Genomic DNA, 24414 nt, shown 5'->3' on the forward strand with positions numbered 1-24414 from the left:
TCATTTACAGGATATGGTAGAGATAAATGTTATAAAAGGAAAGACGCATGAGGATTTTAGAGGTAAAGTAAGTCATTTTAATGAATTTGATTTAGAGAGTGTAAAGCGTATTTATAGCATTGCACATCATGATGTATCGGTTGTAGGAGCCTGGCAGGGACATCAGAGAGAACGAAAGTGGTTTTTTGTAACTTCAGGCTCTTTTAAATTCGTATTTATACAACCTGATAATTGGCTGAACCCCTCAGTTAAACTCCCTTATCATGAATTTATCTTAAGCGAGAAAGAAAATAAAATAATTTGCTTGCCTGGTGGCTATGTTTCAGGCTTTAATGCGGTTGAGCCGAATTCAAAAATGATTGTTTTTCCGATTTTTCTTTAGAAGAGTCAAGAAATGATGATTTTAGATTCGATAAGAGTTTATGGTATAAATGGTAATAATTTAATAAGGAATAAATTCCTATTATTTGCAATATGAAAAAAATAAAAGTAGCAACCATAGTGGGCACAAGACCTGAAATAATCAGGTTAGCTGAGTGTATTAAAAAGTGTGATTCTTTTTTCGATCACATTTTAATACATACTGGTCAAAACTATGATTATGAGCTCAATGAAATATTTTTTGAGGATTTGGAGTTAAGAAAACCAGATTACTTTTTGGATGTTGCTGGGAAACATCTTGGTGAAACGATTGGGAATGTTATAGCAAAATCATATGAGGTGCTTAAAGATGAGATGCCAGATGCCCTGCTCGTATTGGGGGATACAAATAGTGTTTTATGCACAATATCTGCAAAGCGCTTAAAAATTCCAATATTTCATATGGAGGCTGGGAATAGGTGTTTTGATCAAAATGTACCTGAGGAGATTAATAGAAAAATTTCTGATCATATTAGTGACATCAATTTAACGTATACTGAACATAGTCGACGATATCTTTTAAGTGAAGGTTTCAGAAAAGATCATGTTTTCGTAACAGGATCTCCATTAAGAGAAGTATTGTCTAGGTATACTATCCAGATTGAATCTTCTGATGTTTTGAATAAATTATCCTTGCAAAAGGGTAAGTACATTGTGGTCAGTGCTCATCGCGAGGAAAATATTGATCTTAAAGACCATTTTGAAGCCCTTGCTAATAGTTTGAATATGGTCGCCGAAAAATATCAAATGTCGGTAATTTTTTCTACCCATCCAAGGACTCAAAAAAGAATTCGGGAAAAAAATATTAAGTTTAATAAATTGATCTTTAATGTGGCACCATTAGGTTTTTTTGACTATGTGAGACTTCAACAAGATTCTTTTATAGTTCTATCAGATAGCGGAACAATAAGTGAAGAGTCTGCAATGATGAATTTCCCTGCCATTAGTATTAGGACCAGCACAGAGCGGCCAGAGGCCATTGACGCAGGGACAATTGTGCTTGGCGGTATTACACCTGACCAGATTTTACAATCAATCGAGCTTGTAAAGGGAACTCAGCATGATCAACCCGACCTGCCATGGGAATACAAAGTGATAAATACATCTGACCGAGTGGTTAGAGCCATTCAAAGTTATACCTCAATTGTCAACCGCGTTACATGGAACAAGTGAAAAAAGTATTGATCATTGGATCAAAGGGGATGGCTGGGCATGTCATTTATAATTTTCTAAAAATTAATACGGCATTTGATGTTATTGACATCGCACGTAGATCTGAATTCCATATCCCCAATTATGAATTGGATATAACAGACTTCTTTGCATTGAGCAAAGTTTTTGAAAAAGAGAGACCTAACTATGTAATTAATTGTATTGGTGTTTTAAATAAGGATGCGGAAGATCATCCAGATAAAGCTGTTCTGCTCAACAGTTATTTTCCTCATTTTTTGGCTAAATGTGGCAATGAATTAAGATTTAGAGTAATTCATATCAGCACTGATTGTGTATTTAATGGAAAAAAGGGGGGATATGATGAAACAAGTGAAAAGGATGGAATTGGATTTTATGCACAGAGCAAAGCTCTTGGCGAAATAGCCTATGGAAATAATCTAACAATAAGAACCTCAATTATAGGGCCTGAGCTGAAATCTGATGGTATCGGATTGTTTAATTGGTTTATGCAACAGAGTGGACAAATAAAAGGCTATCGACAGGCTTTCTGGACAGGAGTTACCACAATTCAATTAGCCAAAGCTATTGTGGCTGCTATTAATCAGAATTTAACCGGGCTACATCACCTTGTGAATGGAATGAAAATCAATAAATATGATCTAACTAATATATTCAGGATTGTTTTTCACAAAAATGATATCACAATCGAGCCGTATGACGATTATAAAGTAGATAAATCACTACTCAAAACCGATGATACCTTCAAACACTTCGTGCCGTCTTACGAATTGATGATAGAAGAAATGAAAGAGTGGATGTTAAAATTCAATGATTTATACTCACATTATAAGTTTTAAATTGTAATTATGAATTCAGCTCCAAGAAAATATTGGATTGTATCTCAGTTGTTTTATCCCGATGAAACCTCAACAGGATTTGTTATGACCAAGATAGCGGAGCAAATTTTAAATATTGGTGAGGTAAATGTAATTTGCGGCTCAGCTTCTTATCACTCTGAAGCACTTTCCAATGCTCTCGAGATAGATGAAAGGATTAAGATTCACAGAGTTAATTCCCCTAGTTGGAATAAAAACAACTTATTTCTTCGGATTTTGGGCTTTGTCATTGTCACGATAAGTTTATCTTGGAAGATTCTATTTAAAGTTAAAAAAGATGATACGATAATCCTTGTTACTAATCCTCCAACTTTAGTCATTTTGGTTGCAATGATTAAAAAGATAAAAAGATTTAGAATGTTTATAATTCTACATGACATCTTTCCTGAGAACCTAGCTGTCACTGGAATTATTAGCCGAAATTCTTTTTTATATAAGGTGTTGTTGAAATTATTTAATTGTTGTTACAACCAGGCTGATCATCTAATTGCATGTGGTAGTGACATGAAAGACATATTCACCTCAAAAGTTAGGTCATCTATGCCGATTTCGGTGATAACAAATTGGGCTGATCATAAGGATGTTTATCCTCAATCTATAGATAGAGATGAGTATTTTGAAGAGAATTTTGCAAATAAAATTGTTTTGGAATTTGCAGGAAATATTGGGCGGGTTCAGGGATTAGATCGATTTATGGAGGTCTTTTTAAAAGTGGATCACCCTTTATTGGCATTCGTTATCATTGGAGATGGTGCCTTTAAAGATAAATTATTGGAAATGAAACCTGAAAATTACAGAGCTTCAGTAAAATTTATTGATTCAAAGCCTAGGTCTGAACAAAATAGATTTCTGAACGCATGTGATATTGGTTTAGTTACATTAAGCGAGGGAATGTATGGATTAGGGGTTCCTTCAAAAGTTTATAACATTTTTGCAGCTGGAAAACCCGTATTGTATATTGGAGATTACAATTCGGAAGTATCTCGGTATATAACCGAGCATAAAATAGGGTGGGCTTTTACTTGGGACGATTTAGATAAAATAGAGTTGTTCTTGAAAAATCTTAATATGTCGGATATTGATCAGATTAAAGAAAAGGGCATTCATGCCCGATTAGTGGTAGAAAATAAATTCACAAAGAGTTTAGTCTTGGAACAATACAATAACATATTGCAGAACTATTAAGTATGGTTTTACTAACAGGAGCTACTGGTTTTTTAGGAAAGTTTATCATAAGGTCATTAACTTCAAGTGATTGTTTTGTAAGAACTTTAGGTCGGGGCATAAAAAATGATATTCTTTGTGATCTGTCATTGAGTATTCCTGAACTAAAGGATGATTTCAGTTGCATAATTCATTGTAGCGGAAAGGCCCATATTGTACCTAAAACGACCAAAGATGAGGAGTCTTTCTTTCACGTTAACGTTACAGGTACGAAAAATCTTTTAAAAGCCCTTGAGCTAATGAGATCGAGACCTAAATATTTCGTGTTTATAAGCACAGTAGCGGTATATGGGAGAGTAACAGCAAATTTAATCAATGAAGAATCCGCTCTTCTAGCAAAGGATGCTTATGGATTAAGCAAGATTTTAGCTGAGCGAACCATCCAGGACTGGTGTAATCAACATAATATAATTTGTACAGTTCTCCGCCTTCCATTACTCGCAGGATCAAATCCTCCTGGAAATTTGAGATCCATGATAAGGGGGATTGCTAAAGGATATTACTTTGATATTGCTGGCGGAAAAGCTCGAAAAAGTGTTGTTCTTGCAGAAGATGTTGCATCTATTATAACTTTGGTTGCTAAAATTGGAGGTATTTATAATTTAACAGATCGATGTCATCCTAGCTTTTCAGAATTATCAGAAAGTATATCTAATCAATTGGGGAAATCAAAACCATTTAATATACCGTTATGGATGGCACAAGGTTTGGCAAGAATTGGAGATATATTAGGAAAAAATGCTCCAATAAATAGTAATAAATTAGTTAAGATCACTAGTGATTTAACATTTGACGATACGAAAGCTGTCGAATCTTTTCAATGGAATCCAACACCGGTTTTAAACGGGTTTAAAATTCAATGTTAATTTATTATATGGTTTAATTTTTTTATGTCAATATTCCTAACACTTATAATTACAATTTCATTATTTGCAGTTATGCTGATTTATTTCCGCATTGCAGATCATTATAATATCATTGACCATCCCAATGAGAGAAGTTCACATACTGAAATTACGATTCGGGGAGGAGGAATCATTTATGTTTTTGCGGGATTGCTTGCAGTGATACTTCATACTGAATTCTGGTTGCCTGTTCTCGGGATGCTGCTCATCGGAACCATCAGTTTTATTGACGATAGGATTTCCTTATCCAATAAAATCAGATTTTTTTTCCATTTGACTGCTGTTACTTTGCTCTTTATCTTTTTAAATATATTTCAGATCTTCCCAATTTGGATGAGTATAATTCTTTACATCTTTGTTATTGGAATTATCAATGCCTATAATTTCATGGATGGAATTAATGGGATTACTGGTGTATATAGCCTGGTTGTACTAGGAGGATTGCAATATGTAAATTATAATATTGTCGAATTTATTGAGTCAGATATGATCTGGTTACCGATTCTTGCTAGTTTGGTCTTTTTGTTTTTTAACTTCCGCAGAAAGGCAAAGTGTTTTGCTGGAGATGTTGGAAGTGTAACCATTGCATTTTGGATTGTTTTCCTGCTTTTAAAGCTCATCATCCAAACAGGAAATTATACTTACATTCTGTTCCTTACGGTGTATGGTGTTGATGCAGTCTTTACCATTATTCATCGATTGATGCTTAAAGAGAATATATTTGAAGCGCATCGTCTGCATTTTTACCAGATTCTGGCCAACGACCAAAATTGGGAACATATTTGGGTTTCATCAATTTATGCAGTGATACAACTGGTTATTGTGATTATAGTTGTTTTAGTGCCACTTAATTTTGGGTTTTTATTTCTATTAACTACGGTGCCTTTGGCGCTGGTTTATATTTATTTGAAGCCAAAATTGATGTTTAAGATTGATTAACAAGCGATCTGTGTTTTTATTAGGTGACCAATAAAAACATAGATTCCTTTTTGGTTTAATTATTGTTAGTTTTGTTGAGGCCATTTTAACGTAATGTGTATGTTTACAAAACTACAAATTGTATCTCGCTGGATTATTTTTACCATTGATATTTGCTTAAGCATCTTCGCGCTGCTATTTTCAATTATTTTGCAGCACAATTTTAAAATCGATGGGATAGATTTCCTTGCTTTTTATAAAGCAGTGGTGATGGTGGTGATTATCAACTCACTGGTATTTTATAGTGTGAAAACATTTGCTGGCATTGTAAGATATACTTCAGCCCAGGATTCATTTCGAATTCTATTTGCAGTAATTCTTAGCTCTTTAATTCTATTTTTTGCACATGCAATTGCTATTGTAATAACTGGTGAGCATGTGGTGAGCAATGTGGTTATCGTTATATATACTTTATTTAGTTTTCTGTTACTGATTACCTATAGAGTAATTGTAAAGTACTTTTTTATGTACATTAAGAATGCCAATCTGGATAAGCGAAGAATTATCATTTATGGCGCTGGTGAAGCAGGAGTGGCTACAAAACGAACTTTTGACCATGATGCAAAAGTCAATAAAACAATTATCGCTTTTGTAGATGATGATTTGCGTAAAGTTGGAAAAACAATTGATGGGGTAAGAATACTAGATGCAAATCAACTGGAGCATCTGATTGTGAAACATGAAGTAGATGAAATCATCTTTGCTTCGTACACGATCCCTTTGGAGCGTAAAAACCAGGTGGTAGATGTTTGTCTGGAAAATGAAGTTAAGATTTTAAATATTCCATCACCAGAGGTTTGGGCTAGAGGTGAGGTAACAACAGCACAAATTCAGAATATTAATATTGAAGATCTGCTCAATAGAAAGACCATTGAGATTGATATTGAGGGTATTCAAAATCAGTTGAAAGGTAAACGGATTTTAATAACGGGGGCCGCTGGTTCTATTGGTAGCGAGATTGTAAGGCAACTATTGAAATTCGAAAGTGGATTGATTATCCTTTGTGATCAGAGTGAAACTGCCCTGCATCATATTTATCTTGAGCTGGAGGAGCACCATACAAAAGCCAATTTCCATGCTTTTGTTGGCGATGTTAAAGATCAGAAACGTATGCAGCATTTGTTTGATACTTATAAACCACATTATGTTTATCATGCCGCTGCCTATAAGCATGTTCCTTTGATGGAAGGTAATCCTGCAGAAGCCATAAAAACGAATGTGATGGGCACTAAGACCATCGCTGATTTATCCGTTAAATATGGTGTGCAAAAGTTCGTGATGATATCTACAGATAAAGCAGTAAATCCGACCAATGTTATGGGCGCATCTAAGCGAATTGCAGAGATTTATGTACAATCATTGAACAATTCATTAAATAATCCGGATTTGATCTTTACCAATGGTCTAAGTTATTTAAATGATAACAATGTAAAACCAATAACGAAATTCATCACTACAAGGTTTGGAAATGTATTGGGTTCCAATGGTTCTGTAATCCCTCGCTTTAAGCAGCAGATAGAAAATGGTGGGCCGGTCACCGTAACGCATCCTGAAATTACGCGTTATTTTATGACTATACCTGAAGCTTGTCGCTTGGTGCTTGAGGCAGGCTGTATGGGGAAAGGTGGAGAGATTTACATCTTCGATATGGGTAAATCCGTAAAGATTGTTGAGTTGGCCAAGAAAATGATCCGTTTAGCAGGTTTGGTACCTAATCAGGATATCAAAATTTCTTATTCCGGTTTAAGACCTGGGGAAAAATTGTTTGAAGAACTGCTAAACGATAGTGAGAATACTATACCTACCCATCATGAGAAAATTATGATTGGACAGGTAAGAGAATATATATTTAATGATATTGAAGCCCAAATCTACCAATTGCTAGTTCATGCTGCCTCGAATAATACAAGACAGGTGGTTAAACAAATGAAAGTTATTGTACCAGAGTTTATCAGTAATAATTCTATTTATGAAGAATTAGATGCCCCGGTACAGGTAGAGGAAAATCCCTAAAAATGAAGAAATACTTATTGCTAGGTGCGCTAGCTTTAGCTTTTAATGGTTTAAAGGCCCAGACACCTAATGTAAACATCCCTTATTCTTATCAATTTTATCAGAAGCTGAATAAATCAGTATATGATGTAAACAACCGTTCACATTCTGCTATTAAAGGTTTTTATGCCGATGACTCTTTGCTGGTAAACCGGTACCAGGATTTAATGCAAATGGGAGTAGATTCCTTAAACAAACGTTCATGGGTTCGTAGAAAACTCACTGAAGAACATTTGTTGAATTTTAAAGGGGATGATTATACAGTTTATGCAGATTATCTCCCTGACTTGTTGATAGGTCGCGATTTTAAGAACAATACGACTGTGTGGAAAAACACTCGTGGCTTTCAGATAGGAGGCACAGTTGGAGATAAATTCTCTTTTTATACCAATGGTTTTGAAAATCAGGGTGTGTTTGCGAATTACATTACTGATTTTATCAATGCCAATGGTGTAGTGCCTAGTGAGATGACTGGTAAGTTGGATAAGAAAACAAAAGATTGGGCCTATGTAACTGCTTTGTTGTCTTATACACCTAATAAGCATTTGAATATTGCTTTAGGATACGATAAAAACTTTATTGGTGATGGGTATCGTTCGATGTTGTTGTCTGATTTAGCAGCTAACTATTCTTTTTTAAGGGTACGAGCTACTTTGGGTAACGTGCAGTACCAGACTATATTTGGTTATATGCTGGACCCCGGAGCAGAAAGACTGACCGAAGATAGACGCTTAGGTGATAGGGGTAAATGGGCAGCCATGCATTATGTAGATTGGAATGCTACCAATCGCTTTTCTATTGGCTTTTTTCAGGCCGTAACCTGGGCTGATGCGGAGCCTGAAGGCAAGCGAGGGTTTGATTTTAACTATGTCCACCCATTCATCTTCTTAAGGTCGGTAGAAGGTGCCAATACCACCTCTCCTGACAAAATGCGTTTAGGAATCAATACCAAATATGAGGTTCTGAATAAAACAACGGTATATAGCCAGTTTATGATTGATGAATTTACGGCTAAGGAGTTTTTTAGCAATAAAGGTTATTGGGCAAATAAATGGGCGTTGCAACTTGGTTTTAGGGGATCAGATTTGTTTAAAGTAGAAAACCTGAATTATCTGGCAGAGTTCAATACGGCAAGACCTTATACATATGCCCATTTTGATAGAGTGTCTAATTATGCTGAGATGAATCAACCATTGGCGCATCCAATGGGCGCGAATTTTAGAGAAGTATTGGGGATTTTAAATTATAGCTATAAAAGATTTGATCTGCAGGGGCAGCTGATGTATGCCAGATATGGTCTTGATCCGGATGGTATGAATTATGGCAAAGATATTTTTAAGAGCTACGCTACTAGATCTGTAGAGTATGGCAGTCATATTGGTCAGGGGATAGGTACTAACCTTTATTTTGCAGAAGGAAAAGTCGCTTATCTGATCAATCCAAAATATAATTTGCGCTTAGAGGTAGGGGGGATATGGAGAAAGGAAACAAATGTAATTGGGAACACAAATACTGCATTGTTTACTTTTGGCTTACGGAGTACGTTCAGAAACCTGTATCAGGATTTTTAATTACCCTACATTTTCAAGCCGATAATGTATAAGAATTATAATCATACTTATAATTTTTGCCTTTTTTGGTGAAAGTTATAAGTATACTTATAACTTTTCTTATGAGTATGCCACTCAACCGTATTTTATTGTGTTAGATCATGTAATTCGACAGTTTTCACTGAATTTCAGATAAGTTGGGGTTCACAATTGTGATCTGTCTAGTTTTGCTATTAGAATTCACCAGGCAATGGCTAAGGCAACTTATATCGATCCTTTTGTAGATTTCGCCTTTAAGCGGCTATTTGCTACTGATGAAAGTAAACCCATCTTGATAGGGTTTCTGAATCAGGTGCTTAAAGGAAGAAAATACATTGCTGCCATTCAATACGGCAAAAATGAGCATCCTGGAGAAATTAATGACGAAGGTGGTGTTGTGTTTGATGTAATCTGCACGGATGCTGATGAGAATAAATTCATAATTGAAGTCCAGAGGAGCTATCAGAAATACTTTAAAGAGCGGGCTTTGTTCTATACTTCAAGGGTTATTAGTGAACAAGCCCCAAAAGGAAGTAGAAAAGATTGGGCATACAATTTAACAGAGGTTTACCAGGTTGTATTTCTGGAGAACTTTAATCTGCCGGATAGTTCCAGATCTGAGTATGTGCAGGATATCTGTTTGGCTAACAGGTATACAGGGGAAATATTCTATGATAAGCTGGGCTTTATTTTCATCGAGATGCTTAACTTTGTGAAGAAGCAGGACGAACTCGTTACAGAATTGGACAAGTGGTTATATGCATTGAAGCATTTAACAGAGTTTGATATACGTCCTGAGTATTTGTCCGGACCGGAATTTGATCAATTGTTTAACCTGGCTAAATATGCCAACCTAACTAAGGGAGAAAGAGATATGTATAATGCAAGTTTAAAATACAAGTGGGACAATAAAAACGTATTGGATTATGCTGTTGAAACAGCTGAGGCAAAAGGGATAACCAAAGGCAAACAAGAAAAAGTTGTTGAAATGGCCCGCAAAATGAAGGGGTTTAATGAACCTGTTGAGAAAATTTCAGTTTACACTGAACTCTCTATTGAAGAGATTGAAGCCTTGTAAGGGGTAGCTGGTTATGTCATTTACTCGCGAGCTTTCGGTTTTTAGCATTTACAAAGCCAGTCAGCATTTGGTTAAATATAAATAAGGATATTGTAACAACTGATACTATTGCTGTATTCCCATAATCAGAAAGTGCGAATGCAAACAAAATAATAACTCCATTCAATAAGGTTAAAATAAGCGTGGTTTGCAAATGCGTAAAACCCAATTCTAGCATCTGGTGGTGAATGTGGTTCCGATCTCCCACAAATGGAGATTTCCCTTTTGCAAGCCTAATGATAAATACCCTCAATGTATCAGAAATGGGTCCAATCAATATTGCCAACACAATCCCTAAAGATGAAGGTACCTGCGAAGTAGATTCAATTTCTAAAGCATCAGTTACCTGAATAAACTTTAATGCCATTACAGCGGATATCAATCCGATTAATAAGGAGCCTGTATCACCCATAAATATTTTGGCTGGCGTAATGTTAAACTTCAGAAATCCTAAAATTGCACCAACAAGCGTTAAAGAAACCATCGCCAGTTCATATTGATGGAGATTGATGAACAACGCTGAAAACACGCTATTTACGATAATTCCTGTAATGGCTGCTAAGCCGTCAATTCCATCAATCAGATTAAAGGCATTGATGATAAACATGATAATCAGCACAGATAAAACCACGCTGGGGAAATAAGACAATTCATGTATGCCGAATAAGTTATGCAAGTTGCTGAGGCGGATATCACCCGGAATAACAAGAATCAATCCGGCAATAAACTCTATAAAAAATTTGCTGCGATGACCTACGCCAGCCAGATCATCCTTAATGCCTATGGCAAAAAGCATCATACAGGCTATAAGTAGATAATTGACCGGTAATTCAGGATTTGTACTGCCAAAAAGCAATAAAGTGATGGTAAAGCTCATAAATATAGCTACACCGCCTAAACGTGGAATACCTGGGTTATGAATCTTCCTGAGGTGACCCAAATCATCATATAGATGTCGCGTCCTTGCAACATGGATAATTGAAGGGATGATCAGTAAGGTAATCAAAGTAGAGGTAATCAAGATAAAAAAATACAAGGTCATGATAGATCAATTGATCGGTGTCTGATTTCCGTTGCCGGATTTCCCTGATAAATAGCAAAGGCTATTAAATTTTTTGTGGCTACAGATCCGGCACAGAGTACTGCATGAGCCCCTACCGTGACCCCATGGGTTATTATAGCCTTTGCGCCAATCCATACCCCGTCTTCTAAAATGATACTTCCTGTAGTTAAGCCAAAAGCGGGGTCTTTGTAATTGTGGCTTCCTGTGAGTAACAAAGCACCTTGTGAAATGCAGACATGGTTGTTAATATGTACGCTAACCAGGTTATCTATCCAAACGTTTTCGCCAACCCAGGAATGATCACCGATTTGAAGTAACCAGGGATATTTAATATTTACACAGGGTTTGATCACTACACCTTTACCCACAGAGGCGCCAAATAAACGCAATAACCATACTTTTAATAAGCTTGATGGAATAAAAGATGTTTTAAACAAAAACGCATTGATGTAATACCATAATATTCGCTTGGCAATGCTTCCTCCCGGGTCATAAGATGAGTTGTTGTACAGTGAAAGATCAGTCTTTCTCATCCGTATCTATGATTTCTTTTATTTTGACATCCACCATCAAACGAAACCAAAAGGCCTGTAAGAAGTGGAAAAGAAAGCCTTGGTAGCCGTCAAGAATTCCCAATCTGAAAATATAACGATACATGAAGTACATAGCCGGCCTAATGAATAAGGGCATTCGCCACCACAGTTTTTTAAGCCATGCCGTTCTTTGATCCGGGCTACCCCAAAATAAGGGCTTTACCGTTTGTGCCCTTAGCAGTTTTCTGCGCTCTACCTCTTCCCTTGCCAATAGGTCGCTGTAAACGTTATGTTTCTCTATCCAGAAGCTAATGCTGTTTTCCTTTAAGTTTTCTTCCACCAGGTGTCCATCTTTCCAGATAACCGTTTTTCCGGGCACAATAAAACGGTGGTCCATCAACTCATTCAGATCGGAGTACCCTGTGTTGTACCTAAACATTTTTAACAGGTAAAAGGGATATAGTCCGCCATACTTAATCCATTTACTTTTAAAATAATTCTTACGGTTAAAATAGATCCCATCTATATTGGGGTGGTCTTCATCCTTAAATTCCAGCAATCGTTGTTTGAGCTCAGCAGATACAATCTGATCGGCATCAAGACCAATAACCCATGGAGTTTTAATATCGAAAACTTTGAGTGCATAATGCCACTGGTGCGGATGATTTAAGAATGGATGCTCCTTAACCTTGGCGCCATATCGTTTGGCGATGCTTACGGTTTGATCGGTGCTCCCGGAGTCCAATACATAAACTATGGCCCGAAGGCTGTAAATAGAGCTCAATAAGCGGGGCAGATGCCGTTCTTCATTATAGGTTAAGATAATGAAGGTGAAATGAGGATTAACCATGGAGCTGTAAGGTTGGGTTAACTATTTGCTGATACATTTTAAGGTACTGCCCGATAAGCTTATCCCCATTAAATTCATTGACAATAATGACAGGGGCAAATTCTCTGATAACCGCAAGCATACCTTGACTGTGGTATATTTTATGGAGCTGCTCTTTAATTGAGTTTACATTGGTGTCGCAAACCCAGCCTAAGTTGTTTTTGGTTACATATTTAGCCAATCCGACGGCTCCGCTAACTAAGACTGCTGTGCCGACACATAGGCTTTCGATCACCACATTGCCAAAGTTTTCATCATAGGAGGGAAGGACTAGCAGATGATGCTGAGCAATGAGTTCAAATTTATCTTTGCTTTTAAAACCAACCCAATCGATGTTATTATGGATCCGGTATTGTCGACTGAGTTCTTTTAGCTTTTCGATATAGGTGGTTTCACCACTTCCTGCTATGGTCAGTTGATATGGGATGCTGAGCTCAGCCAATGCCCCAAACAACAACTCAAGTCCCTTTTTTCGCTCAATCCGGGAAAGAAAGAGCAGTTTCATCACCCTGTAATCCTGAACAGCAATAGGAATGTAAACAGGCAGGCTTACCGCATTGTGTATGGTAAAAATGCTTTTGGGTTTAATCAGTCGCTCAATGGTTTCTTGCTCCCTTTCCGAAGTGGTATGTAAATGGCAGCGATTGAGCAAAAACCTGCCTGCAGTTGTATGGAATAGTTTTTTTATAGGAATATTCCGGTTTGTAAAGGAATAGTCGCTCAGGGTACCACGCGGCGATAAGATCACCGGTACTTTTCGCAATAGGGCAATGCAACATGAAAATATAGAAACGAGGTTCCACCAGGCATGGATATGGACGACATCAAAGCTGCGGACTTCTCTCCAGAGGGTAAGGAGTAGTTGAGGAGAGAAATGGCTATGGTCTTTAGTGATTCGTTTAAAATACCGCACAAAAACACCCTCCACATTTTGTGGAATGCCGCTAACAACCTGCAATTCTGTAGGTCCGTTGGCTGTTGTACTAAATACTTGAACTGCACAACCATTTTTAACCAGCTGTTCACAAAGTTTGGACACAGACATGGTTGGTCCGCCGTAAATGTAAGCGGGTTTGTAAGATGCATTAATTTGTAAAATGTTCATCAATAGATAGGTTTTAAGATATTTGTAAAGCGGAATGCCCAAAAAAACAAGAGCATGCTCAGGTAACTCCAGAACACGGAGTTGATTAAAAATTCAAAGCTTTGTCCACGCCAGAAAATTTGAAATAATCCTGTAAACAAGAGGGCTGTGCCCAAAATATAGCCCCCAAATAAGGTTTCAGCTTTGTTGGAGATCAGCTGGCATACGGCACCGTAGATGAACAGGCAGATGAAAATGCCAATTACACCGCCAGAGAGGTAAGCATCTACGATAAAGGCCGGTTTGGCAGATGCTTTTGAACCACGATGTATGACGCCTGCCTTATAAACACGCTCCATCACCACCTGTTCAGTAATGGGTTTCGATGGCCAGAGCACACGAGGGATCACAGATAGCAAAGATTGCTGAACCAGGTCAAATCCGTAGTAATCAATGTGAGCTGGTGTGGATTGAACATATCTGGTAAACATCTCAATTTCGCTTAAGCGGGAAGTGAAAAAGGACCAGTTGCCATCTGTGTCATCCTGGTCAAGCGTAGCTTCAAGTGCAAGCATTCCTGCTTGATCTGCAGCAACATTAGCCGACCAGGCCTGCTCCCGAAAAATGCGATTATAGGTCGGTAACAGGATAAAAAGCAGGAGCAATAAAGGGACAAAAGTGAAGAACACGAATCTTTTATAATTGGGGTATAAAAAAATACCCAATATGAGGACACTTAGAATTATAGGCTCTTTAAAGCCGGAAATCAATGCTTGGTAAGCATTGAACCCATAGATGAGCAGGCAAAAGCAGGTGCTCCATATTTTTCTTTCTGGGATGGCAAAAGCAAGCGCCAAAGTACCTGCAATAAAGCTCAATGTATTGAGTTGATGAGAAAATTGGGATAACCCATCAAAAAGGGTGAGTGAATAGGATAAGGTAAGGGTAATTAAGGCAATGGCAAAGATCAGTCTACTCAGGTTGGATCGGTTGTACGTGTACCTTGGCTTGATGGAGGCATCCATAAAAATAAGTAACCCACTCACGAAGGAAGCATGTGCAAGGCAATAGTACCGCTGGCATTGAGCGGTAAGCTTTAACTTTTCCGGGTCGACGAAAAAGGAATCACTTATTTTATTAAAATCAACATAGCCCAGCACGTCAAAGAAATAGAATATAGAGGTGCAGCACATATATCCGGCAAAAATGAGCTGTACCAGAAAAATTGGCCGCATCAGTTGTTCTGCTATGGAGCGGTCGTCGGGCAAGGGTTTTATCCGCCCGGTTAAAGTCAGGTAGAAGATAAAAAAGGATCCCGACCAGGCTAGCAAATAGGATAATATATCGTGATCCATAAATAGCAATGCCAATATCCAGGGAATAAATAGAATGATGTATCGTTCGATAGACAATCGATTATCCATGTGTTATTGTGGCTTTAATCGAAGCAACTTGCTTTTGAAAGGTCCAATGGTTGATGATTTGTTTTGAATGCATACCCATTTGTGCCAAGCCGTTTTTACCGCTATTTACCAATAGTTCTAAATGCCAGACTAAATCGGCTAAAGATTGGGCTTTAAAAATGCGTCCATTATAGCCGTCTTTTACCAAATCAACAGCGCAGCCTACTTTATCAGATACTAAAACTGCCTTAGCGCAAGCCATGGCTTCGTTTATTGCGAGCCCCCAGGTTTCGCTTATGGAGGGCAGACAAAATAAATCAGCCGCCTGGTAAAGTATTGGCATGCGGGATTGGTTCTGGAATGTTAAGAAGTGAATATTTGCTGATAAGGCATTTTGCTGAGCTTTATGTTTAAGATCGGCTTCTTCAATGCCATTCCCGGCCAGCAAGAGGTGGACATGGGGTTTACGAAGCGCAATAAATGCGGATAGCAGTAACATGAGCTGTTTTATAGGCTCAAATTTTCCCGCATATAAGATCAATATGTCGTTCTTACCAACGTTAAGGGAAAGTCTTAATTCTTGTGCTGCGATCTCATGGTTTGCCCCGAAACGTTCGTTATCTATTGCATGCGGTGCAAAGCTGAGCTGATGATCCTTTAAGCCGTACCTTTTAAAATAAGCCTTGTTGCTCGTTCCAACATAAAAAGCATGATCTACGTGTCTGTATACCCAGCTTAGGTACAGCTTTTTCAATAGCTTTTTTAAGCCAGCAGGCTCATTCAATAGCGTCGAGTCACCTCTAAAATATACCGGGATCTTGTTCTTGAAATAACGCAGGCATTTCAAATGCCCCTTAAAGGCCCAGCCATATACCAGTATGGCATCCGGTTGCCAGGTGGCTAGCTGTGTTGTTAAATTATGGTGTTGTGCCCATTGGTAGGAATAACCCTCAAGTAAGGGAATGTCCCAGCTGATGACTTTGCCAAAACCTGGGTCGAATTGTTGCGTCGTTTCTTCGCCTCTGGTATAATAGACTTTAATGTTCAATTGCCCACCTGTAGCCAGCAGTTTAAAAACCGGGGCGTAATATTGTATAGGGTGTGTAGTAATGATGGCTAGTTTCTTCACTGTTGATGGATAACCCTGTTAAACAACTCGGTTTGCTGCAAAGTGATGTGGGCTGCGCTATATTTTTTTATGTGTTCCGTAAGCTTAAGTGGCGCTAAAGACAGGTTTGCCCAGTCGCTTAAAATCCCGGTCAATTTGCTGTGGATGCCCTCATCAGAAAATTTAATTAAAGCGGTATTGGTTGTGCACTCATTGATAATATCAATAGCGCTGGAATTTTGATGAAATATGGCCAATAGTGGCTTTTTGCTGAGCAGATATGGATATATCTTCGAAGCCGTATATTGCGGATCGTCGGAACCTGGGATAAACAGCGCATCTGCCTGCTGAAGACTGAGCAAGGTATGGTAAAAACTGATTCTATCGGTGATTTCTGTCACATGATCCTGGACCTGGTATGTTTTAGCGATAGGCAATATCGTGGATACGCCTTGTCCGGAAGGTGCATAACTGGTTCCAATAAAGTAAAAATGAAGCTGGTTAAACAAGCTGGGCTCTTGCTGTAAGCCTTTTTGTAAAGCTTCAAACACCAGGCTTATTGCAGTTTGCATATCTGCTCCTCCACGCCCGACGTACAGAATGTTAACTTTTCCGGGGTTCAGCAGTTCTTTAAATTGATGCTTATTGGATTTTGCGATCACAAAATCTGTTTCAAGCACCCCGAATGTAATCATTGCAGAAGGAATGCTGGCAATACGGGCATAGCGGTTTTGTAAAGTACTGAGGTAAGCTGCGGAAACACTAATCAGGCCATCCACATATTTCATAGCCAGTGGTTCCATGTACTTGTTTAAGCGATAGGAAAACCAATATTTAGGAGGTTGATGGTGTTTGGGCTTATTTTGGTAATAGTCAGAATGCCAGGGGTCCTGCATATCGATCACATAAGGAATTCCAAAACGTTTCTTCCAGTAGGCGCCTAAAATGCAAAGCGGAAATTGGGTTGTTGAAAAATAGATCAGGTCGTATTGCTGCGCTTTGAGTAATTGATCGACCTTTTGTTTGTAGAACCATATTGACCTTAAAGCCAGACTTCCTAAACCCAATTTGGAGGTCCATTTTTTATTAAAAGCTGTTACCGTATGAATTTTGATACCTGCAGGAATGCTTTGCATTAGCAATTCATCTTTCATCAGTTCCGAATGCTCCTGGTTCACGATAACGACTTCCGCGTCCCAGCCGTTTTGTGCAAAATAAGGCAAGCTCATTCGTATCCGATGTGTATCTGCGGCATTGGAGGGGGCAAAGTAAGGCGAAATGATAAGGACTTTTCGGTTCAAAATGTGGATGTCTGTTGAATGAGCGTTAAGAATTTTACCTGTTCAGTTTCCCAGTTCAACTTTGTACCTGCAAGTGTTAGGGATGCTTGTTTGGCTTGATCAAGCTGACCCCGGTTTTTGGCATAGTGTAAAAGCGCTTTAGAAAGAGATTGCGTATTGCCGGTTTCGTATAAGTACCCAAATTCCGGATGGGTGGTTAAAAGGCTACACTGCGCAGTGGTATTGCTGGCAATTACCGCTAATCCCGCTTGTAGGTACGTGAAGATCTTATTCGTAAGGGCAATGTCGTTGTTTTTGCAAAATGAAGGTTCAAGGGCCAGTCCGATATCAAATTGAGCTGAAAAAGTAATCAACTCATCAGGCGCAACAGGCGGATGAAAATGCAAGGGATATAAGTTTGGGCTTACTAATTTTTCAAAATATTCCTTGCTGGTTTGATACTGGAAATCGCCCAGTAGGTGCAATTCAAAATTCCCGGGAGGTAAAATGTTTAGTGCTTTAATTACCTCTTCAATGCCACGCCGGGTGCCAATTGTTTGAGAGAACCAAAAGAGTTTTACAGCTGAAGTAGGGCCTGTTTTAGCGGTGTTGATTGCAGATGTCTGATTAAAAACATTCAGGATGGTCAGGATGTCTTTGGATGGGAATAAGGCTTGATAAGCAGCCGTAATTTGTGGACTGCTTGCAGTTAAATAGTTGGCTTTAGGGAAGTACTTTTGCTCTATATAGGTTTTTAATCGTACATCAAAACTATTTGGATCATTACTCACTTCATTTCTATGGAAATCTTCTGCATCAAATCCGCAAGGTTTAAGATGGTATGCTGCGGCCCTTACAGCAGCGGGAAGTGCACCCAGGTTATGCGCAATATAAAGGTCGGCCTGATGCTTTATTGCTGCTTTTGTAAGCATAAAGCTAGCTCTTGCAATGGCTGTTTCTGCAAAAAAGGGGATGCTTACTTTTTTAGCCCCTATCGTTGCTAATTTATGTATAAGCCTGCTGAGAAAATAGGTTGCTCTATTTTGTTTAGGTGCCCCGCCAACCCGTATGGCTTTCCATTTTCTAGATTTTAACAAGGCCTCGTCAAATTTAGTCCCCCATTCATTACGGTAGGCATAAAGTACCTTCACATCATGTCCTGCGGAGCTCAATGCATCGGCCTCTTTTACCAGTCTAGGGTTTAAGGAAGGCTGACCGCTTGTAATTAATAAGATTTGCATAAATTTTTAGGTATTGGCTAACCATAACTTCGGACGAAAAACGAGCCTCTGCATCCATCCTGACTGCTATCCTGTTTATTTCGGGTAGCCGGTTGATAAAAACTGCCATTTCATCTACTGTGGAACAGATGAAGCCATTTATCCCATGTTTTACGATTTCGGGCACAGCGCCTCTTTTAAAGCCTATTACAGGTGTTCCACAAGCTAAAGCCTCTGCCATAACGATTCCGAAAGGTTCATCCCATTCAATGGGCATTAATAAAGCTGACGAATTTCTAAGTAGCTCGTTTTTTTGATGATCATTGACGGGGCCGATATAAGTGATGGATGCATTTAAAAATGGTTTTATTTTTTGATCAAAGTAATCCTGATGTTCAGGGGAGATATTGCCCGCAATCACCAGCGTTTTACCAGTCTTTATGGCGGCTTGAATGGCGATATGTGTGCCTTTGATGGGCTCGATACGGCCTAAAAATACCAATGGTGCATTTGCAGGTAATTCAAACTGCGGAATGTACTTGTTCATTTCCACTGCATTGTATATGGCATAAGCAGGTGCATGTGGCTTAATTTTATCAGTAATATAATTGCTGCAGCCGGTAAACCATAAGCTGTTTTTTTGAGAAAGATAAGTCGCTTTTTTGATCTGGCTAATGGTTGGCTCACGTTGGTAGCTCATGAGTTTGGGGATGCTTAAGGGTAACATCGGTAATAGGTAACTCAGCCTCCCAAAGCTGTGGATCAGGTCGAACTTCTTGCTGAGTATTGTTTTGTTAATAGTCCAGCTGTTTTGTAGATGATCAATTCTGCCATTACCGCCTGGACTTGGGTAACCAATCAATTTGGCGCACACTTTTGAATCGGAATGTGCAAATAGGGTAACCTCATGCCCCTGATTGCAAAGTTCAGTTACTAAGAGGTGTATTATTCGTTCTATACCACCATAATAAACCGGAGGTACTGGAATTTGAGGGTCAGCGGTGATGGCTATTTTCAATTTTATTTTTTAATCTTTTGGTGGCCTTCCAGCCAATTAATTGCTTAGCTATTTTGGTACATCCCCCGCAAGGATAGCTAAGGGTTGGTTTTATCAATTGGCCTATGTTTGTTTTGGCACTCGTAATTAAATCAGTATGCTTGGGGTAAATCTCATAGATAAAGTTTTGCCAGATGTTTGAACAGGCCAGTTGTGCTTTAGTATCGTTTCTGTAATTTAAGAGCCTGTCGCAGGCACCCTTTATCGCATAAAAAGCGGATTCGTAGGCAGCTCTTGTCTTAGCCCCTGATATGCTCCCTGTTAAGCCTGATCTGTAATATAGTGTGGCTTCAGGCTCAAATAATACCTTTTTACTGTTGAGCAATACCCTGGTGAAAAACTCAAAATCATTAATCAAGGATAATTTTTCATCCCATAATCCCGACAAGCGCAATGTATTTCGTGGGATTAGCCATAAAGCACATTGCATCATGGGTTGTGCATTCATCCAGGCCGTCACCAGCCATTCGTCGGGTGGCATATCCATCCAGACTGGTTCAGGATTTAATTTAAAAGTGTTGATATTGTCATCGTAGAAACGTCCCCATTGTGCTGAAACTATACAGTCCGGATTTTTTGTTATCCGGTTAACCTGTGACGCTAAAAATTTTGGCGACAATAGATCATCTGCATCAAAGAACTTTATATAGTCACCCTGTGATAGGTTAAAGGCCTGGTTGGCAGCTGCACTCTGACCTTTGTTTTTTTGATGAAATACTTTTATTCTTTCATCTATAAATGCGCTAAGGATTAGGTCTGTACCATCTGTAGAGCCGTCATTTACAACAATTAACTCCCATTTGGTATAAGTCTGAACCAATAGGGATTGTATGGAATCTTTAATGTAGCTGGCCGCATTATACACGGGCATACATATCGAAATTAAGGGCATCGTCATTTGCGTAATTGAGGTTTAAACACACGTATCATTTTTTCTCTTAACCAAACCGCCAGGTAAGGATGTATCCTTGTTAAGAAATTGAAGCTTTTATTTCCATTTGTACTGTGTGAATGGCCCAAAGCCTTACAAAGTTGCAGTGCTTTTTTAACGTAGATCCAATCTTCTACTGAAGCTAAAATGGCAATGCAGTTGTATAGTTGATCCGACAACAAGCGGGGATAAATGCTGCCATGACTTATGGCTGTTTTTTTCAGGACATGGTAATTGGCTCGGGCACATTTTAATCGGTTGGCTTGCGACATGCTATTGTGGTTTCTATAATTGATGCAGGTCAGCTCCGGTAGGTAATCGAACTTTAAACCATGTTTAGCCAGTTGCTGGTGCAGGGCATTGTCTTCGTTGTAAAGCACATCAGGATCAAGGTCAAAACCGCCTGCATTAAGAAAAGCTTCCCGTTTGTATACTCCGAAATTTACAATCTTGGTTTTTATAGCATATTTAAGTGGATCCTCCTGTAATGCTTTAATGTCATAATTGGCAGAGCCCAATAATTCCCCGGATGCTGCATCTATGTATTTAAAGTTAAGCAATAACACCTCATAGTTATTGCCATAATCATTGATCCATTGATGGACCTTTGTACTGAAGTTGGGTAATAAATCATCATCTGCATCGTGGAAATGTATCCAGGTACAGGTTGTGTGTTTTGCTAAAGCATTTTTGCCAAAAGAGCATCCCTTATTGATGGTACCCGAAATTACTTTTGCACCGTATTGCGCAGCTATTTCGGCCGTTTTATCCGTGCTGCAATCATCATATACAAGGATTTCATCAAAAGGGATTTGTTGATGATTGGCCGATGTAAGCAACCTGGGAAGGTATTCTTCTGCGTTGTAGGCAGGTATGCAAAGCGCAAGCGTGTTCATGATCGTTGCTACAAAAACTTTGATTTTAGCCTGTTGTAAATGTAAATCATCAGTTTTTTTAAGGACTGTTTGTCAAGGATAGAGGCAATGGGGTATTCATGAGCTGAGGGGCTGTAGGATTCATTTAAAAACACATTAGATGAGCCTGGATTGAAATTACTGACAACGGATTGGTAATGTTCGAGGTAACCGGGAATTAGCATTGTTGCCGAAAGCAAAGTACTGATGGTCTCCAATCCCGACAAGGCGATTTGATGGTACGATTCTTCATCTGATTCAGTTATTGTTTGGATGCATTGAGCCAGCGCTTCAAGATCATTTGCAGGGTATTTAAATCCGTTTTTACCATGTTCAATCAATTCGGATACCCCGGCCTCTTCAGCGCAAATTACAGGGGTGCCTGCGGCTAAAAATTCCAGACAACTGAAATTAAACATATCCCAGGAGGAGGGAACAATGCCAAATTTTGCCTGCTGCTGTAAGGGCTTTATCTCTTCATTTGCTAGGGGCCGCTGCGGGATGATTTTTTTGCCCCAAATGCCTGGGAACTTTGCTTTCAGGTAAGCATCGGTCCCCAATTCATCATTAAAAGGCATATCGCGTCCAATCCATTTAATTAATGGTGGGTTTTCCATGAGCTGTAATGCTGCAGATAGTTGTACAGGGCCTTTCCATTGCTGCATCCTGGCGGTAACCAAACCAAAGTTTTCACGTTCTTTATAAGGTAGGATAGGATTGGAAACTGTGTAAATGGGGTGGAAATGATGGACGGATTTTGAAGTCAGCATCTGGTTCCAGAAAGTTTGATTGGCCTGGCTATAGGTAATCAGGCTATCACTTAATGGCAACAAAGCCAATTCGGTTTGCCGATACATCTCGGCCACCAGTCCCCCGTTAATGGGATGTTCATGCAAGGCAATTTGCCCTGAGCTTCCGTGTAAGCGAGTAATTACAGGTTTTTGGTGATGAATAGCCCAAGGAATAAAACCTAAACCAAAGTCAGTACATTCGATGATGTCAAAATCATCTCCCTGCCGGGCTTGTTGCCACATCGCCCAGGCAGCGGCTATATTGTTTTTAAAATCAGGCAATAAATCGTACTTGCTAAACTGAGTTGAATATTGAAGAAATAAATCCGGCCTAAGGTATTCAACGGCTACGCCATCATCATCAAAATGATCATAAGACTGCAAGTAACCACTGCCTACAATCACACTTATTTTTTCGCAATGAGGCTTCATAGCCTGAATATAATGCTGGTAATAAGTGGATATTCCACCACCTGAGTGTGGAAGATATTCAGGAAGTATAAAAAGTATTTTCAATTTTATTTAATGCGTAAAAAATCACCATTTATAATGCCTTCATCTTGTTTTCTAATATGTTCAGTCCACATTTCTCCTATTTCGAACATGGATAAGTCCGGACCCCATATCCAATCATGATCAGTTTCGCCCCAGGCACCTATTGCTATGGTGTATTTGCCGGGACGTAAAAAGCCGGCACTGAGGTTAAAGATTACCTTAAAATCGCCAGCAGTTAATGTCCGCCCATTAATATGCTCAGGAAGGGTAAACAGCCTGATACCATTATGGGACAGGCCTATTATAAAAACGATTCTTTTAAAATTAGTTTTTGAGATACCCTTTACTGTGAAAGAGATGGGATCGGATGGGTTTAATGTGTTGTTATGGCCTGAACGCTCATTAACAAGGACCTGGTTAAATATGATGCGATCTTTAAGGTTTCCGGCAAATTCCATATCGTTGATCACTACCTTGTTTAATAGCTGTGTGTAGGAATCAATGGCTTCTTTAATCGAAAGAACGGGGGTTGAGACACCATTGTTTAGTACGATGCCTTTTTTACAAAGTGCGTGTATGCTTGCCATATTATGACTTACAAACAGCACCGTCCTTCCTTCTCCCTTGCTCACCGCGCCCATTTTCCCCAGACACTTTTTCTGAAACTCCGCATCGCCAACTGCCAGGACTTCATCAACAATCAGGATTTCAGATTCCAGGTGTGCGGCTACCGCAAAGGCAAGTCGCACATACATGCCCGAGGAGTATCGCTTTACCGGTGTATCGATATATCTTTCTACACCTGCAAAATCAACAATCTCTTCAAACTTCCGTTTAATCTCCGCTTTTCGCATTCCGAGGATAGCGCCATTTAAAAAGATATTCTCTCGCCCTGTAAGCTCAGGATGGAAGCCTGTGCCAACTTCCAGTAGACTGGCAATGCGGCCTTTAATCTTCGCCAGGCCTGTGGTAGGAGCCGTTACTCTACTCAATATTTTTAATAAGGTGCTTTTTCCTGCGCCATTACGACCAATAATGCCGACAGCATCCCCTTGTTCAACCTCGAAATGAAGATCTTTTAGACTCCAAATGATGTCACTTTTACCCTTATCTCTAGTGCGGTTTATTTCGCCAATGCGCAAAAACGGATCATCTTTACCACGTAGTTTTGCCCACCAGCGTTCCAGATCGCGGGATATCGTGCCCGTTCCTATTTCGCCCAATTGATAGGCTTTTGAAAGATTTTCTACTTTGATGGCGATATTATTCATAAATCAATTGGCCAAACCAAC

The 24414-nt window shown here is 39.0% G+C and carries 22 protein-coding genes; 9 read left to right on the plus strand and 13 right to left on the minus strand.

What is annotated here, in order from left to right; genetic code table 11:
- Positions 1-13 precede the first annotated feature (13 nt).
- The 9 genes from P0Y49_00735 (at position 14) to P0Y49_00775 (ending at position 10315) form a co-directional block, all read left to right on the plus strand.
- Positions 14-382 carry a hypothetical protein gene (locus P0Y49_00735; protein ID WEK19681.1) on the plus strand — a complete coding sequence of 123 codons (369 nt, stop codon included), beginning with the start codon at positions 14-16 and terminating at the stop codon, positions 380-382.
- Between the two features lie 92 nt (positions 383-474).
- Positions 475-1593: a UDP-N-acetylglucosamine 2-epimerase (non-hydrolyzing) gene (wecB, locus tag P0Y49_00740; protein WEK19682.1), complete on the plus strand. Its 1119-nt coding sequence runs from the start codon at positions 475-477 to the stop codon at positions 1591-1593.
- The gene (locus P0Y49_00745) at positions 1581-2450 is read left to right on the plus strand and encodes an SDR family oxidoreductase (protein WEK19683.1); all 870 of its coding nucleotides are present in this window, start codon (positions 1581-1583) and stop codon (positions 2448-2450) included. The genes wecB and P0Y49_00745 overlap by 13 nt, the downstream gene beginning before the upstream one ends.
- Before the next feature lie 9 nt (positions 2451-2459).
- On the plus strand, positions 2460-3674 hold the full coding sequence (locus P0Y49_00750; GenBank protein ID WEK19684.1) for a glycosyltransferase family 4 protein: 1215 nt from the start codon (positions 2460-2462) through the stop codon (positions 3672-3674).
- A gap of 2 nt (positions 3675-3676) precedes the next feature.
- Positions 3677-4579: an NAD-dependent epimerase/dehydratase family protein gene (locus P0Y49_00755; protein ID WEK19685.1), complete on the plus strand. Its 903-nt coding sequence runs from the start codon at positions 3677-3679 to the stop codon at positions 4577-4579.
- A 24-nt stretch (positions 4580-4603) separates the two neighbouring features.
- Positions 4604-5557 carry a glycosyltransferase family 4 protein gene (locus P0Y49_00760; protein ID WEK19686.1) on the plus strand — a complete coding sequence of 318 codons (954 nt, stop codon included), beginning with the start codon at positions 4604-4606 and terminating at the stop codon, positions 5555-5557.
- Between the two features lie 99 nt (positions 5558-5656).
- On the plus strand, positions 5657-7609 hold the full coding sequence (locus tag P0Y49_00765) for a nucleoside-diphosphate sugar epimerase/dehydratase (protein WEK19687.1): 1953 nt from the start codon (positions 5657-5659) through the stop codon (positions 7607-7609).
- Between the two features lie 2 nt (positions 7610-7611).
- Positions 7612-9219 (plus strand): gliding motility protein RemB, encoded by a 1608-nt coding sequence (locus tag P0Y49_00770; GenBank protein WEK19688.1) that lies wholly within the window; start codon positions 7612-7614, stop codon positions 9217-9219.
- Between the two features lie 229 nt (positions 9220-9448).
- Positions 9449-10315 (plus strand): Rpn family recombination-promoting nuclease/putative transposase, encoded by an 867-nt coding sequence (locus P0Y49_00775; GenBank protein ID WEK19689.1) that lies wholly within the window; start codon positions 9449-9451, stop codon positions 10313-10315.
- Between the two features lie 16 nt (positions 10316-10331).
- On the opposite strand, the gene P0Y49_00780 is transcribed toward P0Y49_00775, so the two are convergent.
- The 13 genes from P0Y49_00780 to P0Y49_00840 are packed head-to-tail and all read right to left on the minus strand — an operon-like array spanning position 10332 to position 24393.
- Positions 10332-11396, minus strand: coding sequence for an MraY family glycosyltransferase (locus P0Y49_00780; GenBank protein WEK19690.1), 1065 nt, complete (start codon positions 11394-11396; stop codon positions 10332-10334).
- The gene (locus P0Y49_00785; GenBank protein ID WEK19691.1) at positions 11393-11950 is read right to left on the minus strand and encodes a putative colanic acid biosynthesis acetyltransferase; all 558 of its coding nucleotides are present in this window, start codon (positions 11948-11950) and stop codon (positions 11393-11395) included. Before P0Y49_00785 ends, P0Y49_00780 begins: the two co-directional genes overlap by 4 nt.
- Positions 11937-12800 (minus strand): glycosyltransferase family 2 protein, encoded by an 864-nt coding sequence (locus tag P0Y49_00790; GenBank protein ID WEK19692.1) that lies wholly within the window; start codon positions 12798-12800, stop codon positions 11937-11939. Before P0Y49_00790 ends, P0Y49_00785 begins: the two co-directional genes overlap by 14 nt.
- Positions 12793-13944, minus strand: coding sequence for a glycosyltransferase (locus P0Y49_00795; GenBank protein WEK19693.1), 1152 nt, complete (start codon positions 13942-13944; stop codon positions 12793-12795). The genes P0Y49_00790 and P0Y49_00795 overlap by 8 nt, the downstream gene beginning before the upstream one ends.
- Positions 13944-15347 carry a hypothetical protein gene (locus P0Y49_00800; GenBank protein ID WEK19694.1) on the minus strand — a complete coding sequence of 468 codons (1404 nt, stop codon included), beginning with the start codon at positions 15345-15347 and terminating at the stop codon, positions 13944-13946. The genes P0Y49_00795 and P0Y49_00800 overlap by 1 nt, the downstream gene beginning before the upstream one ends.
- Positions 15340-16455: a glycosyltransferase family 4 protein gene (locus P0Y49_00805; protein ID WEK19695.1), complete on the minus strand. Its 1116-nt coding sequence runs from the start codon at positions 16453-16455 to the stop codon at positions 15340-15342. Before P0Y49_00805 ends, P0Y49_00800 begins: the two co-directional genes overlap by 8 nt.
- Positions 16452-17735 carry a glycosyltransferase gene (locus tag P0Y49_00810; protein ID WEK19696.1) on the minus strand — a complete coding sequence of 428 codons (1284 nt, stop codon included), beginning with the start codon at positions 17733-17735 and terminating at the stop codon, positions 16452-16454. Before P0Y49_00810 ends, P0Y49_00805 begins: the two co-directional genes overlap by 4 nt.
- Entirely contained in the window at positions 17732-18955 is a 1224-nt protein-coding gene (locus P0Y49_00815; protein ID WEK19697.1) for a hypothetical protein, read from the minus strand. The genes P0Y49_00810 and P0Y49_00815 overlap by 4 nt, the downstream gene beginning before the upstream one ends.
- Positions 18909-19952, minus strand: coding sequence for a glycosyltransferase family 4 protein (locus P0Y49_00820; protein ID WEK19698.1), 1044 nt, complete (start codon positions 19950-19952; stop codon positions 18909-18911). The genes P0Y49_00815 and P0Y49_00820 overlap by 47 nt, the downstream gene beginning before the upstream one ends.
- A complete protein-coding gene (locus P0Y49_00825) occupies positions 19930-20862 on the minus strand; it encodes a glycosyltransferase family A protein (protein WEK19699.1) in 933 nt (310 codons plus the stop codon). The genes P0Y49_00820 and P0Y49_00825 overlap by 23 nt, the downstream gene beginning before the upstream one ends.
- Positions 20863-20885: 23 nt before the next feature.
- Positions 20886-21818: a glycosyltransferase gene (locus tag P0Y49_00830; protein ID WEK19700.1), complete on the minus strand. Its 933-nt coding sequence runs from the start codon at positions 21816-21818 to the stop codon at positions 20886-20888.
- Positions 21819-21826: 8 nt separating this feature from the next.
- Positions 21827-23143 (minus strand): glycosyltransferase, encoded by a 1317-nt coding sequence (locus P0Y49_00835; GenBank protein ID WEK19701.1) that lies wholly within the window; start codon positions 23141-23143, stop codon positions 21827-21829.
- A 2-nt stretch (positions 23144-23145) separates the two neighbouring features.
- The gene (locus P0Y49_00840) at positions 23146-24393 is read right to left on the minus strand and encodes an ABC transporter ATP-binding protein (GenBank protein WEK19702.1); all 1248 of its coding nucleotides are present in this window, start codon (positions 24391-24393) and stop codon (positions 23146-23148) included.
- Positions 24394-24414: the final 21 nt, after the last annotated feature.

This window comes from Candidatus Pedobacter colombiensis (assembly GCA_029202485.1).
Lineage (GTDB): Bacteria > Bacteroidota > Bacteroidia > Sphingobacteriales > Sphingobacteriaceae > Pedobacter > Pedobacter colombiensis.

Bases quoted from the DNA above. Each gene is read 5' to 3' on its own strand.
- P0Y49_00735 (WEK19681.1), top strand. From the start codon at position 14: ATGGTAGAGATAAATGTTATAAAAGGAAAGACGCATGAGGATTTTAGA.
- wecB (WEK19682.1), top strand. From the start codon at position 475: ATGAAAAAAATAAAAGTAGCAACCATAGTGGGCACAAGACCTGAAATA.
- P0Y49_00745 (WEK19683.1), top strand. From the start codon at position 1,581: ATGGAACAAGTGAAAAAAGTATTGATCATTGGATCAAAGGGGATGGCT.
- P0Y49_00750 (WEK19684.1), top strand. From the start codon at position 2,460: ATGAATTCAGCTCCAAGAAAATATTGGATTGTATCTCAGTTGTTTTAT.
- P0Y49_00755 (WEK19685.1), top strand. From the start codon at position 3,677: ATGGTTTTACTAACAGGAGCTACTGGTTTTTTAGGAAAGTTTATCATA.
- P0Y49_00760 (WEK19686.1), top strand. From the start codon at position 4,604: ATGTCAATATTCCTAACACTTATAATTACAATTTCATTATTTGCAGTT.
- P0Y49_00765 (WEK19687.1), top strand. From the start codon at position 5,657: ATGTTTACAAAACTACAAATTGTATCTCGCTGGATTATTTTTACCATT.
- P0Y49_00770 (WEK19688.1), top strand. From the start codon at position 7,612: ATGAAGAAATACTTATTGCTAGGTGCGCTAGCTTTAGCTTTTAATGGT.
- P0Y49_00775 (WEK19689.1), top strand. From the start codon at position 9,449: ATGGCTAAGGCAACTTATATCGATCCTTTTGTAGATTTCGCCTTTAAG.
- P0Y49_00780 (WEK19690.1), bottom strand. From the start codon at position 11,396: ATGACCTTGTATTTTTTTATCTTGATTACCTCTACTTTGATTACCTTA.
- P0Y49_00785 (WEK19691.1), bottom strand. From the start codon at position 11,950: ATGAGAAAGACTGATCTTTCACTGTACAACAACTCATCTTATGACCCG.
- P0Y49_00790 (WEK19692.1), bottom strand. From the start codon at position 12,800: ATGGTTAATCCTCATTTCACCTTCATTATCTTAACCTATAATGAAGAA.
- P0Y49_00795 (WEK19693.1), bottom strand. From the start codon at position 13,944: ATGAACATTTTACAAATTAATGCATCTTACAAACCCGCTTACATTTAC.
- P0Y49_00800 (WEK19694.1), bottom strand. From the start codon at position 15,347: ATGGATAATCGATTGTCTATCGAACGATACATCATTCTATTTATTCCC.
- P0Y49_00815 (WEK19697.1), bottom strand. From the start codon at position 18,955: ATGCAAATCTTATTAATTACAAGCGGTCAGCCTTCCTTAAACCCTAGA.
- P0Y49_00825 (WEK19699.1), bottom strand. From the start codon at position 20,862: ATGCCCGTGTATAATGCGGCCAGCTACATTAAAGATTCCATACAATCC.
- P0Y49_00830 (WEK19700.1), bottom strand. From the start codon at position 21,818: ATGAACACGCTTGCGCTTTGCATACCTGCCTACAACGCAGAAGAATAC.
- P0Y49_00840 (WEK19702.1), bottom strand. From the start codon at position 24,393: ATGAATAATATCGCCATCAAAGTAGAAAATCTTTCAAAAGCCTATCAA.